12 protein-coding genes and 2 pseudogenes are annotated in these 13,426 nt (G+C 72.1%); 10 read left to right on the forward strand and 4 right to left on the reverse strand.

Translation table 11 applies throughout. The features are described from left to right. The first annotated feature begins 26 nt into the window (after window positions 1-26). The 8 genes and pseudogenes from rpmH to NITAL_RS04510 form a co-directional block, all read left to right on the forward strand. Complete coding sequence (gene rpmH / locus NITAL_RS27000) at window positions 27-161, forward strand: 50S ribosomal protein L34 (RefSeq protein ID WP_052664959.1); 135 nt, start codon at window positions 27-29, stop codon at window positions 159-161. Window positions 162-178: 17 nt separating this feature from the next. Further along, complete coding sequence (gene rnpA, locus NITAL_RS26225; RefSeq protein WP_052664960.1) at window positions 179-544, forward strand: ribonuclease P protein component; 366 nt, start codon at window positions 179-181, stop codon at window positions 542-544. Window positions 545-552: 8 nt separating this feature from the next. Continuing rightward, a complete protein-coding gene (gene yidD, locus NITAL_RS29345) occupies window positions 553-843 on the forward strand; it encodes a membrane protein insertion efficiency factor YidD (RefSeq protein ID WP_083442082.1) in 291 nt (96 codons plus the stop codon). 6 nt (window positions 844-849) lie between these two features. Next, window positions 850-2,040 (forward strand): YidC/Oxa1 family membrane protein insertase, encoded by a 1,191-nt coding sequence (locus tag NITAL_RS04485; protein WP_052664961.1) that lies wholly within the window; start codon window positions 850-852, stop codon window positions 2,038-2,040. 73 nt (window positions 2,041-2,113) lie between these two features. Continuing rightward, window positions 2,114-2,869, forward strand: coding sequence for a Jag family protein (locus tag NITAL_RS04490; RefSeq protein WP_052664962.1), 756 nt, complete (start codon window positions 2,114-2,116; stop codon window positions 2,867-2,869). A 2,493-nt stretch (window positions 2,870-5,362) separates the two neighbouring features. Continuing rightward, window positions 5,363-5,986 carry a 16S rRNA (guanine(527)-N(7))-methyltransferase RsmG gene (gene rsmG / locus NITAL_RS04500; RefSeq protein WP_052664964.1) on the forward strand — a complete coding sequence of 208 codons (624 nt, stop codon included), beginning with the start codon at window positions 5,363-5,365 and terminating at the stop codon, window positions 5,984-5,986. Window positions 5,987-6,317: 331 nt separating this feature from the next. Beyond that, window positions 6,318-7,058: pseudogene (locus NITAL_RS04505) on the forward strand (ParA family protein); the annotation flags it as partial. Window positions 7,059-7,225: 167 nt separating this feature from the next. Beyond that, a pseudogene (locus NITAL_RS04510) lies at window positions 7,226-8,104 on the forward strand (ParB/RepB/Spo0J family partition protein); the annotation flags it as partial. Window positions 8,105-8,409: 305 nt separating this feature from the next. Here the strand turns inward: NITAL_RS04510 and rpiA are convergent. The 4 genes from rpiA to NITAL_RS04530 form a co-directional block, all read right to left on the reverse strand. Then, window positions 8,410-9,078: a ribose-5-phosphate isomerase RpiA gene (rpiA, locus tag NITAL_RS04515; RefSeq protein WP_052664965.1), complete on the reverse strand. Its 669-nt coding sequence runs from the start codon at window positions 9,076-9,078 to the stop codon at window positions 8,410-8,412. A 64-nt stretch (window positions 9,079-9,142) separates the two neighbouring features. Next, entirely contained in the window at window positions 9,143-9,907 is a 765-nt protein-coding gene (locus NITAL_RS04520) for an HAD family hydrolase (protein ID WP_052664966.1), read from the reverse strand. Next, window positions 9,904-10,875 (reverse strand): D-alanine--D-alanine ligase family protein, encoded by a 972-nt coding sequence (locus NITAL_RS04525; protein ID WP_052664967.1) that lies wholly within the window; start codon window positions 10,873-10,875, stop codon window positions 9,904-9,906. Before NITAL_RS04525 ends, NITAL_RS04520 begins: the two co-directional genes overlap by 4 nt. Next, the gene (locus tag NITAL_RS04530; RefSeq protein WP_425413689.1) at window positions 10,872-12,122 is read right to left on the reverse strand and encodes an aminotransferase-like domain-containing protein; all 1,251 of its coding nucleotides are present in this window, start codon (window positions 12,120-12,122) and stop codon (window positions 10,872-10,874) included. The genes NITAL_RS04525 and NITAL_RS04530 overlap by 4 nt, the downstream gene beginning before the upstream one ends. A gap of 238 nt (window positions 12,123-12,360) precedes the next feature. Between NITAL_RS04530 and NITAL_RS27785 the strand changes: the two genes are divergently transcribed. After that, window positions 12,361-12,558, forward strand: a complete 198-nt coding sequence (locus NITAL_RS27785; protein ID WP_052664969.1) for a hypothetical protein — start codon at window positions 12,361-12,363, stop codon at window positions 12,556-12,558. 180 nt (window positions 12,559-12,738) lie between these two features. Beyond that, window positions 12,739-13,350 carry a GNAT family N-acetyltransferase gene (locus NITAL_RS04540; protein WP_169786721.1) on the forward strand — a complete coding sequence of 204 codons (612 nt, stop codon included), beginning with the start codon at window positions 12,739-12,741 and terminating at the stop codon, window positions 13,348-13,350. Window positions 13,351-13,426 lie beyond the last annotated feature (76 nt).

A 13,426-nucleotide genomic window follows, 5' to 3' on the forward strand; every position in this document is an offset into this window, starting at 1 on the left:
CTCGTCCGTCCTGTGGAGGTCCGGTCGTGAAGCGTACGTTCCAGCCCAACAACCGTCGTCGGTCCCGGAAGCACGGGTTCCGCGCTCGGATGCAGACCCGTGCGGGCCGTGCCATCGTGAAGGCGCGGCGCTCGCGTGGCCGCGCCAAGCTGTCGGCCTGAGCGCAGCTGACCTGCCCGTGGCGCCGATCGCTCCCGTCGACCGGCTGCGTGACGGCCGGGACATCGCCGCCGTCCTGCGTGGACGGCGGTCTCGTGCTGGGCACCTCGTGGTGATCCACGTGCGGGATGCCGACGATGCCACCGCGCCGGCGCGGGTCGCCGTGGTCGCCTCCAAGAAGGTCGGCGACGCCGTCTCCCGGAACCGGGCCAAGCGCCTGATGCGGGAGGCCGCGGTGCGGGTGGCCTGGAAGCCGGGGACCGACGTGGTCCTGGTGGCTCGCGCTGCGTGCGCGAGCTCGTCGCTCGCACCGGTCCACACCGAGGTGGTCGCGCTCGCGGCCCGCCTCGGCGTCACCCGCCCGCTCGATCCGGTCGCTGCGTGAGCACGGCCGTGACCGACCCGGACACCTCCGCACCGCCCCACGACGGCGGGGGTCCAGCGGACGGGCCGCGCCGGCCCTCGCCGCTCGCGCGCCTCGCCCTCGGGCTGCTCGCGCTGTACCGGGCCACGGCCGTCCTCCGGACGCCGCGGTGCCGGTTCCTGCCGACCTGTTCGGGGTACGCCGTCGAGGCGGTCCGGACGCACGGCGCCCTCCGTGGCAGCTGGCTCGCCATCCGGCGCGTCGGTCGTTGCCACCCCTGGAACCTCGGCGGGTTCGACCCCGTCCCTCCGCGGAAGTAGCCCAGCGTGTCTCAGATCTGGAACAGCATCCTCGACGTTTTCGAGAGCGCCCTCGCGGGGCTGCACGACCTGTTCGAGCCGCTCGCCGGGCAGCACGCCTGGGGCTGGGCGATCATCGCTCTCACGCTCATCGTCCGCCTGCTGCTGCTGCCCCTCGCGATCAAGCAGATCCGATCGATGCGTGCGATGCAGGCCATCCAGCCGCAGATGAAGGCGCTGCAGAAGAAGCACAAGGTCGACCGTGACCTGATGAAGAAGGACCCGGAGCAGTACAAGGCCAAGAAGGCCAAGCTCAACGAAGAGATGATGGCCCTCTACCAGGAGGAGGGCGTCAACCCGGCGGCATCGTGCCTGCCGCTCCTGGCCCAGGCCCCGGTGTTCTTCGCGCTGTTCAACATCCTGCGGGGACCCCGCGCGGCGGATCTGGCCAACGAGCCGTTCTACTTCCTGACCAACTTCATCCCCGAGAACGCCGACTTCAGCGGGCTCGGTGCGAACGTCAGCCAGGCCTTCTGGCCCGGGTGGCTGCTGATCGTCCTGATGGCCGGGACGATGTTCATCTCGCAGAAGCAGACGATGCGCAGCCAGCCCACCGCCAACGGCGACAACCCGATGGCGCAGCAGCAGAAGATCCTGCTGTACGTCATGCCGGTGTTCCTGGCCGTCATCTCGTTCAACCTGCCCCTCGGGGTCCTCCTGTACTGGGTCACCACCAACGCGTGGCAGGCCGTACAGCAGTGGTTCATGCTCCGCGAGGTCCAGCACGAGGTCGAGGAGGGCACGCTCGCCGAGCACCCCGGCGGCGAGGCTGCGGCCAAGTTCAAGAAGGGCAACGGCAAGGCCAACGGGAAGCGTTCCGGGAAGGGCAAGGGGGGCGCCGCCGGGAAGGGTCCCGAGACCGGTTCCGGCAAGTCCGGCAAGTCCGGCAAGTCCGGCAAGTCCGGCAAGCCCAGCAAGCCCAGCCCAGGGGCCACCAGCGGCAAGAGCGGTGGGTCCGTGAACGGCGACCGGGCGTCGCAGGCCCAGGACGGCGAGCCGACCGAACCCGGCGAGACCGCTGAGCCGGGGAAACCCGCCAAGCCCGGGAAGCCCGGGCGAAAGGGTAGGTCCGGCGCTGATCCGAGCGCACGGGCCAACGGCACCCCGAAGCCGTCCTCCAAGCGTGACCACATCCCGCGTCGCCGCGACCGCGGCTGATGTCTGCATCACCTGGCCTCACCATGGCCGCAACCGACGTCCTCCACGCCCCCTATCAGGAGTTGCACCTCCGATGAGCCGACGTACCGATGGACGTGGCCCGAGCTTCGCTGATGCACTGCGCGCTGCCCTGGCCGATCTGCTCGATGCCGATGCGGACCACATCGTGCTCCGCATCGACGCGCCGGGTGTCGATGACCTCCAGGGCCGGATCGCGCTCGACCTCGACATCCAGGCCCCCGTCCCCGAGCCGGAGGACGACGACGCGGAGGAGTCGAGCGCACCCCGTCCTGAACGGGCTGCGTCCTCGGACGGAACCAACGGCGACGGCCCCGCTGATGATGACGAGCCCGCCGACCGGGTGGTGACCATCGAGGATCTCGAGCAGGAGGCGGACGCGGCCGCGGACTTCCTCGAGGGTCTGCTCGATGCGTTGGACCTGCCCGGCGACATCCGCATCCGGACCACCGCGGATCATGCGGAGGTCGAGGTCGTGGAGATCGGCTCGGGCGCCTTGATCGGACGACGGGGCCAGACCCTCGAGGCCATCCAGGAACTGGTCCGGTGCGCCCTCCAGCGCGAGTTCCAGCGTCGCTCCCGCGTCAAGGTCGACGCGGAGGGGTACCGCGCCCGGCGGCTCGAGAAGCTCATCGAGAAGGCCGAGGAGGCGATCGACGAGGTGCTCGACACCGGCGAGCCCGTGCGGCTCGAGCCGATGGACGTGTTCGAACGGAAGTCGGTCCACCAGATCGTGGCCGACGTCGACGGTGTGTTGAGCCGCTCTCAGGGCCGTGAGCCGGCTCGCCGGGTGGTCATCGAGCGCGACTGACCGCGACGGTTGCGGACGCCGAGGACCCGGGCCACTGGCCCGGGTCCTCGGCGTTGTGGGAGGTTCCACGTGGAACGAGGTGGTCGTCCGGACCGGTGCTGACCTGCGTGAACGCGTTCAGAGGGCCTCTGAGCGTCGTTCGGGACGAGGCCGGTGGGTCAGCCACCTGCCGCGCGCCTGCGCTCAGGCGACGAGAGCGCTTGACGCACGAGCGAAGCCGGGGAATGCGCAGGGAGCGGCGATCGGACGGAGTGGGTAGCGGACGGCACCCGCGCCGAGTTGCGGGTGCGATCGGCCCCGTCACGTGGCAGGAGTCGCCGCTCAGATTCGCGGGATCGGGGTGCGAGTTCGATCCCCGGCCCCAGGTCCCTCCTCTTGCGGGCCGATCCTGACACGGTCCCGCACCGCCGCACGGAGTCCACGAAGGTTCGCCCGCCACCGGCGGTGGCCGGCACCGCGGGCGCTTCGAGCACTCGGTGGGCGCTGAGCGACCCGCTACAGCACCCCGCGCATCGCTATCGACGTCGGTCCTGACCGGATCGCGCTCGGTGGGATCCGACCCTCCGGACGGCCGCGGACCGAGCCAGCCCCGGCCGAAGGCGTGCGTGGCCGGCCTCCCGGGCCGCCCGAGCCCACTGGGCCCACCAGGCCGGCGGACCAGGGCTCGAGGTTGACGACCATCACGATCGCGGCTCTAGCCATCGAGGCCGTCGAACACCGGCCGCGGCACATGCTCGCTCGAAGACCCGTGCGCCCTCACGCGACGAGCAGGCGGGCGTCGTGGCGAGCTACCCGGAGGGGCGCTGGCCCTCGGGGCGACTGGTTGGAACCGGCCGTGGCGTGACCTGGCGAGAACCAGTTGGGCTTCCCGGGCCCGGTGTTTCGATCCTCGCCACGTGCGATCACCTCCCCGCCGTGTCATCACCTCCACGTGTCCTGCCATCGAAGGAGCCGGTGCAGCGACGGCGGTCGTTCCTGCGGTCTACGGGGCGGGTTCCGTTCGTTCCACGTGGAACGGTGCTGAGATTCCGGGCGCTCAGTCGCGCGGTTCCCGAGGGGTAAAGGACGGTGGTTGCGATCGCACAACTCGGTGTCCGGTTCGGGAGGGGTCTGACGCCGTGGTGCCCGTGCCGTTCCACGTGGAACGGACGCACGGCCCTTCGGTGGGGTGCTCGGCGCCCGCGAGAGCTCGCCGCGATGCGGAGCGGGTGTTCCGCGGAGACGGCGGGCATCTGGAGCCTGCCAGATGCCGATAGAGCCGGTCGACCGGGCAACCGGCGCTGCACCGATCGATCATCCGACCTGAACCGTCATGGCAGAGCCAGCGGTGTGCGGGAGCCGTGTCGGGGACCCGGGAGCCACGATCGAGCTCATTCAGGCCGAGGGAGCGCTCGATCCCGCGCTCGGTGCCCTCGGTACCTTCGCCCCACACCGGCTCACGGCGGCGAGGACCACCCAGTTCGCTGCGCCCCGAAGGGATCAGATCGATGCTGGCCACGTAGGGGGCCTCGCGTTCCACGTGGAACGCTGAGCGGAGCCATGGGGAGGCGGGAAGCAGGCAACCTTCCTGGAACCGGGTCGGGTCCGGGCACGACGAGTCCGAACCCGACGCCGTACCGGTGATGCGATCCCCGCGTGACGGGGCATCCCGTTCCACGTGGAACGCGATCAGGTGCCGCTCGGCGCCTCGGCGACTCGCCGCCTGGAGTGCGCCTCGCGGGTGTGTGTGCCACCCAGTGCGCCCAGGTCTGGTGTGGGGCGCCCGGTGTGGGGCCGTGGGTGTGCCGCCCGTTGTGCCGCGGGGTGTCGTGCCGCCCGGTGTGTTCCCGCCCAGAGGGTGCCACCGGGTGTGTGTGCCCCATGGTCGGCTGAAAGGCCTCGAGGGAACCGCTCCGAGTGGTGGGCGCCAACTCCTCGCCCGGGGACGGTGAGGCAGGAAGTACGAGAGCAGGTGAGTTGCCCTTGCCAAGTACGCGGCCCGACGGAGATCTTGGGCGGCGGCACATCGGCACCGACCCTGTAGGTGGGGGCCTCGCCCCCGGGCGTCGGGACGGTACCGAGCGCTGTGGGTGCGGTGTCGGCTGCGCAGCCAGGAAGTCGGCTCCCGCCACCACCCCCGGCGGTGCCCACCCCAACGGCACGCTGGAGTCGTCGCCGCGGTCCGGGCGACGAGGCCGTAGGGCCCGCGGCCAGGCACCGTGGCATCGGTCAGGCCGCCCGACGCGGCGAGCGCGGCAGCGTGGGCCGCGAGGGCGCCGGCACCATGCTGACGCTGATCGGGTTCGTGTGGGTCGCTCGGCGCGATACGGGAACGGCTGTCGTCCCGGAGTTGGACGGCCCTTGCTGTGCACCGGCAGCTCCGACCAGGGCCGGTCGCCGACGAGCTGGCGGCCGCACGCGGAACCGCCGGCGGTATCGCTGGGTGTGCCCTGAGCTTCGAGCAGCGTTCCACGTGGAACGCGTGCGAACGGCGCCTCGCTAGGGTGCGCCCTCGTGGACCTTCACCCCGATGCCCTCGTCCGGGAGCGCCTCACGCGCTTCGCGGCGCTCGTGCGTGCCAGCGAGCACAACCTGGTGTCCCGTCGCGCTCGCGAGGAGCTGGAGTCGCGCCACCTCCCCGAGTGCGTACGTCTCGCCGACGTGCTCCCCAGAGGGGAGCAACGCGTGCTCGACATCGGGTCGGGTGGGGGCTTTCCGGGGATGGTGCTGGCGATCGTCCGTCCCGATCTCGAAGTGCACCTGCTGGACGCGACGGCGAAGAAGACGGCGTTCCTGGCCGCTGCTGCGCAGGAGCTCGGTGTCCACGTGACGGTGCATACGGGTCGCGCCGAGGAGCTGGTGCGCGGCGCTTCACTCGCCGGCGGGTTCGACGTCGTCACCGCCCGCGCGGTCGCGCCGCTGGACCGGCTGGTCACCTGGGCGGTGCCGTTCCTGCGCCCAGGGGGGCTGCTCTACGCAGTGAAGGGTCAACGGTGGGCCGAGGAGCTCGAAGCTGCCCGGACCGCCATCGCCAAGCTCGGAGCCAGCGTCGTCGCGACGCCAGACGATGTCCACACCCCGGGCGATGACCTCGCGGACCTGCAACCCCGCGTTGTTATGCTCGCCCGCGTCAGCTGAGGAGCTCGCGATGGTCAAGGGCAGACGGTCCCGTTGGGATCGGCGCAGCGTGCGGTCGATCGGTACCCCGGCGCGTCGCCGGTTCCCGATCGTGGATGCCACCGGCCCGGGGCTGCCCGTGACCCCTGGGGCGGCCACCGACAGCCACGGTGGCCCGTCCGCCACCGGTGACCCGATGCCGGGACCGGGCGACTTCGAGGACCGTGACTCCGCCGGGATGGAGGGCGTGGAGGAACAGCCGTCGTCCCCGCCACCGGGTCCGGTCCCGGGACTGACCAACCTCGAGCTGCCCAGCCGTGCCGAGGCGAACACACGTTCGAGTTCAGGTCCGATCATCATCGGGATCGCGAACCAGAAGGGTGGTGTGGGCAAGACCACGACCACCGTCTCGCTCGCCGCAGCCCTGGCACAGGCCGGCGTGCGCACCCTGGTGGTCGACCTGGACCCCCAGGGCAACGCCACCACGGGACTCGGCCTGCGTGCGGAGGAGGGGGACCCCTCCACCTACGGCGTCCTCGTCGACGACGTCCCGGTCCTCGACGCCGTGCAGCGCACCGCGGTGGACAACCTGGAGGTCCTGCCGAGCTCGCTGGACCTCGCAGGGGCCGAGGTCGAACTCGTCCCGGCCTTCTCGCGCGAGCTGCGGCTGCGCCGCGCGCTCGAGTCCGTTGGGGACCGGTACGACGTGGTGCTGATCGATTGCCCGCCATCGCTCGGTCTGCTCACGATCAACGCCTTGGTGGCATCCCACCAGGTGCTGGTGCCCATCCAGTGCGAGTACTACGCGCTGGAGGGCCTCGGTCAGCTCATGCGGACGGTGCAGCTGGTCGGGGACAACCTCAACCGCGACCTCGAGCTCGGGGGCGTGGTCCTGACGATGTTCGACGGGCGCACCAACCTGTCGCAACAGGTCGTGGACGAGGTGCGCAACTACTTCGGCGATCAGGCGTACCACACCGTCATCCCGCGCACGGTCCGCCTGTCGGAAGCACCGAGCTTCGGGCAGCCGATCACGGTGTTCGACCCCACCAGCCGGGGCGCCCGGGCCTACCAGCGGCTCGCGGACGAGGTCATCGAGCGGCTCGAGCTGCCATCGGACGCGCCACCCGAGCCCGCTGACGGGCGGACAGCTCTCGACCGCCTCCTCGGCGGGACGGCACCTGCCGAGCCGTCACCACCGGTGGCCGAACCAGAACCAGCGCCGGTGGCGTGGTCGGGGTCACCCGAGAGCTCGGAGGGTTGGTCGTGAACCGTCGTGGTGGACTCGGCCGTGGGCTGGCTGCGCTGATCCCCCCGGGCGAGGGGGGCCCCATCGGATCCGCTCGGGCCTCGCTCGCCGAGATCCCGGTGGAGGCGATCGAACCCAACCCCCGGCAGCCTCGGGACGTCTTCGACGACGAGGAACTCGAGGGGCTCGCGGCGTCGATCCGCGACATGGGTCTGCTCCAGCCGATCGTGGTCCGTCCGACCGGTGAGGACACCTACGAACTCGTCGCCGGCGAGCGACGGCTGCGCGCCTCCAAGCGGGCCGGGCTGGAGCACATCCCCGCCGTCGTGCGCCACACCGACGACGGTGACCTGCTCAAGGAAGCCCTGGTCGAGAACATCCACCGGGTGCAGCTCAACCCGCTGGAGGAGGCTGCGGCCTACCAGCAGCTCCTCGACGACTTCGACTTCACCCAGGAGGAGCTGGCCGCCAAGCTCGGCAAGTCCCGGCCATCGATCTCCAACTCGTTGCGCCTCCTGCACCTGCCTCCAGGCGTCCAGCGGCGGGTCGCAGCCGGTGTGCTGTCGGCCGGCCACGCCAAGGCGCTGCTGGCGTTGGTCGACGACCCCGACACCATGGACCGGTTCGCCACCCGCGTGGTGGCCGAGGGGATGTCGGTGCGCGCGCTCGAGGAGCTCGTCCGCCTCACCCTGCTCGAGCCGGGTGATCCCGGTCGCCCCCGCGCCACCGGGCGTCCCGGCAAGCTCACCGCTCCGGGTCTGGTCGAACTCCAGGACGACCTCTCCGACGCGCTGGAGGCCCGGGTGCGTATCGTGATGGGCTCGCGCCGCGGCAAGCTGCAGGTCGAGTTCGTGTCCGTCGACGACCTCGAACGCATCGTGGGGGTCATCGCTCGCGGCCTGGAGGAGGGCGCCACGGTGACGGTGCCGGGCGGGGCCGCGTCGCAGGAGGTGCCCTCGAACGGCGAGCTCACAACGAGCCCCGACGCCGAACCGAGCGCTCTCGACGGAACCGGCGATCTCGCCGAGCTCCCGGACCTCGAGGCCATCGACGCCGATCTCGAGGCCATCGATGCCGATCTCGATGCGATCGACGATGCCGACCTCGAGGCGCTCACCCGTCCCGAGTGAGGTCGAGCCCACCTACCGGACCCGGTCCCTGCCCGGCACGCCGCCCGGCCACGGTCGATCGGCGGTCACGCGGGTAGGCGCTCGACCCCACCGTCGGCCCGCCCGAGGATGGCGTCGGTCGCCAGGCCGTTGAACAGGCCGGTCGCCGCCACCCCGGTCAACATCGCGATCGCGAGGTCGGCCACCTCCGGGTCCTCGAACCCGCCGTCGAGGCGGCAGTCCAGCACGGCGTTGCCGTTGTCGGTGCGGTAGCTGTCCGCGCCACCCCGCACCCGCACCTCGAGGCCGAGCGCCTCCAGCTCGCGCGTGACCGATGGCACCGCGAAGGGCACCACCTCGACCGGGACCGGGAAGGTGTCACCGAGCCGGTCGACGACCTTGTCGGGCGTGGCGATCACCACGAACCGGTCGGCGAGGCTCGCCACCACCTTCTCGCGCAGGTGAGCGCCGCCACCGCCCTTGGTGAGGGCGAGGTCCGGGGTCAGTTCGTCGGCACCGTCCACGGCGAGGTCGAGCCGGGTGACCTCACCGGGATCGAGCACGCCGATCCCGAGCTCGCGGCACCGCTGTGCGGTCCAGTCCGATGTCGGGACCCCGCTGACCGCCAGCCCGCGGGCACCGAGCGCATCGAGGAAGAACGCGACCGTCGACCCGGTGCCGAGCCCGAGCCGCATCCCGTCCTCGACCATCGCGGCCGCTGCCTCGCCCGCCGCACGTTTCCCTGCGTCGCTCACCGCTGCTCCGTTCCACGTGGAACCACACCCGTGTGGTTCCGTCGGTTCCCGTGCCGTCGACCGTTCAGCCGGCCCGCCACCCCTCGAGCAGCAGGGGCAGCTCACCGAGCCCCTCCAGGACCAGATCAGGGGTGACCTCGTCGGGGAGCTCCTGCAGGTGGCCCCACGGCCCCCGGCGCAGCCAGCAGGTGCGCAACCCCGCGTCCGCTGCAGCGACCACGTCGTTGTCGACGCGGTCGCCGACGTAGAGCAGATCGCTCGGGTCGCTGGTCGCACAGCGCCGCAGCAGTGCGGTGAAGAACGCCGGGTCCGGCTTCTCGACCCCGAGCTCCGCGGAGATCACCAGATCGTCACAGGGCAGGCCGAGCGCCTGCAGCTGCGCGGTCCGGCGTGCCGGTTGGTTACCGGCCACGACGACGGTGAAGCCGAGCTCGCGCAGTTCACTCAGGCATCCCCGGACATCCCCGTGCAGATCCTGCTCGCGGAAGCCGCCGTAGCGGCGCTCGTGTTCGTCCTCGAAGTCGCGCCACTCGACGTTGGGCGCGATCGCGGGGAAGACGACCTCGTGGTCCTCACCCTGCACGATCGCGGCGCCGAGCACCGCGGCGAAGGTCAGGGGCGTCACCCCGAGGATGTCGGCCCAGACCGACCAGACCCGCGTCTCGTCGATCAGGACCTCGCCGATGTCGAACACCACGATCCGGGGTGCAGGCCCGTCCGGGTCGGGGACACCGTCACCGTTGACCAGCTCCTCGAGCTCGTCGAAGGGGTCGGGGACGTCCAGGGGGATCTCGCCGGTGTCGCCCGGTGCGGGCCCGGGGCTGCTCACGCGCGCGCGCCCGAGCGACCGGCGGTCGGGGAAGTACCGCGACGGGAGGCCGCGAGCTCGACCAGGGTCTCGCACAGGTCACCGAAGGCCAGACCGGCAGCGTGGGCTGCCAGCGGCACCAGGGAGGTCTCGGTCAACCCCGGTGAGGTGTCGAGCTCCAGCATGGTGGGCACCCCGTCGGGGGTCACGATGAGGTCGGCGCGGCAGATGTGGCGCCCGCCGATGGCTCGTTCGGCGGTGACGGCGACGTCCTCGCACGCGGCGGTCACCGCGTCGTCGAGGCGTGCGGGCACGTGGAACTCGGTCGCCCCGGCGGTGTAACGGGCCGCGAAGTCGTACGTGCCGTCCTTGGGCTGGATCTCGACCGCGGGCAGGGCACGACCGTCGAGCACGGTGACGGCCACCTCGGTGCCCTCGACGAACGCCTCGATCAGGACCGAGTCGGCGTACGAGAACGCGCCCACGATGGCCTGGGGGAGGCGGGACGGATCCTCGACGATGGTCAGGCCGAGCGACGAGCCGCCGGTGGCGGGCTTGACCACCAACGGGGAACCGAGCGCCGCGGCCACGCGGTCGACCACGGAGACGGCACCCATCTCGCGGAACGCCTGCTGGGAGAGGGTCACCCGGTCGGGGACGGTCAGCCCGGCACGGGCGTACAGGCCCTGTGCGATCGGCTTGTTCCACGCCAGCGACGAGGCCAGCACGTCGGGGCCGGTGTAGGGCAGGCCGGCCAGCTCGAGCAGCGACTGGATGGTGCCGTCCTCACCCGCGGATCCGTGCAGGGCGAGGAACACCACGTCGAACCCGCCGCGCTCCAGGTTCGGCACGAGGTCGGCGTCGACGTCGAGGCGTTCGACCTCGTGGCCGCGGTCGGCGAGCGCGTCGGCCACGCGGGTCCCCGAACGGAGGCTGACCTCGCGCTCGAGGGACAGACCGCCCGAGAGGACGGCGATGCGGCGCGTCATCCTGGTTCCTGTCCGCGGGAGGGGGCGGGGTCAGCGGGGCGGGCACGGGGCTCTGGCGCGCCGTGCGTACCGTAGACGGCGCGGACGAGGGCGAGCTCGTCGTACAGCAGTTCACCGAAGCGGGTGACGCCCTCTCGGATCCGCTCGGGCGACGGCTGGCTGTAACACAGCCGGAGCCGGTCGCCGCCGGACCCGTCGGCGTAGAAGCCGCGGCCGGGGACGAAGGCGACCCGCCGGCCGATCGCCTTGGCGGCGAGGTCGTCGGTGTCGATCCCGGCCGGCACGGTCATCCAGATGTAGAAGGCGCCGCTCGGGCGGGTCCAGCTCACCCCAGGCGGCATCTCCTCGTCGAGGGCGCGGAGCATCGCCTCGGCCTTCTCGCGGTAGACGTCGCGGAACGAGTCGATCTGTTCACGCCAGGGCTGGGTCGCGAACCAGGTCTCGACCACCATCTGGGTCAGTGAGGAGGGGCACAGGTCGGCGGCCTCGCGCAGCAGCACGAGCTTGTCGCGGACCGGCGCCGGTGCGGCGATCCACCCCGTCCGGACCCCGGGGGCGAAGGTCTTGGAGACCGTCCCGACGTAGATCGTGCGGTCCGGGATCAGCTCGCGGATGGAGGGGTAGACCTTGCCGGCGAAGTCCAGCAGACCGTAGGGGTTGTCCTCGAGCACCATCACGTCGTAGGCGTCGGCCAGCTCGGCGAGCCGGTGACGCCGCTCGACCGAGAGCGACACGCCGCCGGGGTTCTGGTGGTTGGGGATGGTGTAGATGTACTTGGCGCGTCGCCCCTCGCGCTGGAGCTCGGCCAACAGGTCCTCGAGCTGGTCGACCTGCATCCCGTGATCGTCCATCGCCACGTGCCTCACGTCGGCCTGGCAGGAGGCGAGCGCGCCGATGCCGCCGACGTACGTCGGGCCCTCGGCGATCACGATGTCACCCGGGTCGACGAAGCAGCTGGCCACGAGCTCGAGGGCCTGTTGCCCCCCGGCGGTGACGATGAGCTCGTCGGCGTGGGCGGTGATGCCCTCCGCGCCCATGACCGTCACGAGGTGTTCGCGCAGCTCGGGTCGTCCCTGGCCGACGCCGTACTGGAGCGCGGTCGCCCCCGCGTCGCGGATCACCTGCCGGACCACGTCCTCGACCGCTTCGAAGTCGAGCGCTTCGACCGCGGGGTTGCCCCCCGCGAACGAGACGATCTCGGGCCGGGACGCGACCGCGAACAGGGCCCGGATCGCGGAAGCCGACATGCCCCGGACGCGCGAGGCGTACCGTTCGAGGTAGGGGTCGGTGTCGAGCCGCACGGGTCGCCTCGGATCGGAAGTGGACCGGCCGGCCGCACCCGTCGGTCGCGGGTGACCCGCCGGTAGCATCAGCGTACGGGACCGGGGCCGCGGGACCGGTACCACACCGCGGCAGACCGGCACCCGTCCGACGCGGCACCCGCTGGATCCGCCGGTGGCGCCGCCGACGTCGCGGAGGCACACCGTGGAGCCCCTGGAGCACGTGATCGAGCCGGTCTCCGCCCCGCAGCGGCGGGTCGCTGCCGGTGGGTGGCGGCGTGCGGCGGTCGGCATCGCGCTCGGGGTGGCGGCCGGCGCGTTGGTCTCGACGGTCACCGCCAGCGACCGCACGCTCGACCGGCGCCGCCGGGAGGGCGACGCCACCTCCGCGTCGGGCGGCTGAGCGGTGTCCCGACGCCTGCAACCGCTGACCGGGGACGCCGTCGAGCTCTTGCCGTCCCCGTGTCGGTCGTGCCTCGCCTGGGAGCTCGGCGCGGCGAGCCCCTCGTCGCGCCTGGCGACGGCCGCGACCGTCGGCGTGGCCGGTGGCGCGACCGGGTCGCAGGCGCCGTCGGAGCCGCACGTGCGGAAGCAGGCCTGGGTGTCGGCCCGGGTCCAGGACGGCCACCCGCCGGGCCGCATCGCCCGGGTCGACGGTGAGGTGGCCGGCTACGCGCTGTTCGCACCGGTACCCGCCTTCGCGCCTCGGCCGGCGCTGGTCCCCGCCGCGTCGCCCGACGCCATGCTGCTCGCGACGATCTGGGTCGCGCCGTTCTGGCGCGAATCCGGCCTCGGGCGCCTGCTCGTCCAGGCTGCCGTCAAGGACGCCATCCGCGCCGAGGCGCCCGCGGTGGAGGCCTACGGTGATCGGCGCTGGCTCGAACGGGGCTGCACCCTGCCGGCCACCTGGCTGCTGCACGAGGGCTTCGAGGTCCACCGCGAGCACCCGCGCACCCCGCTGTTCCGGCTGGACGTGAAGCGGACCGTGCGGTGGGCGGAGTCGCTGGAGCACGCCCTCGAGGAGGTCCTCGGCGCGCTGCCCCGGCGGGCTCCCCAGCCGGTGCGTGAGGGCGGCGGCCTACCGCGGGGGGTACCCGAGCCGCAACGCACCGGCCGCCACGGAGCCGCACCTTCGATGCCCCCACCGTCCGTGCCGGCGCCACCCCCGCGTGACGACCCCCCGCGCGGCCGGTAGCCTCGCCGAAGTCTCTCGACGTCGAGATACCACGGGCTCTCCGGGCCCGGGTACCGCACGTCCCGTCGGACCCGGC

Origin of the sequence: Nitriliruptor alkaliphilus DSM 45188 (genome assembly GCF_000969705.1) — a bacterium.
Taxonomy (GTDB): Bacteria; Actinomycetota; Nitriliruptoria; order Nitriliruptorales; family Nitriliruptoraceae; genus Nitriliruptor; species Nitriliruptor alkaliphilus.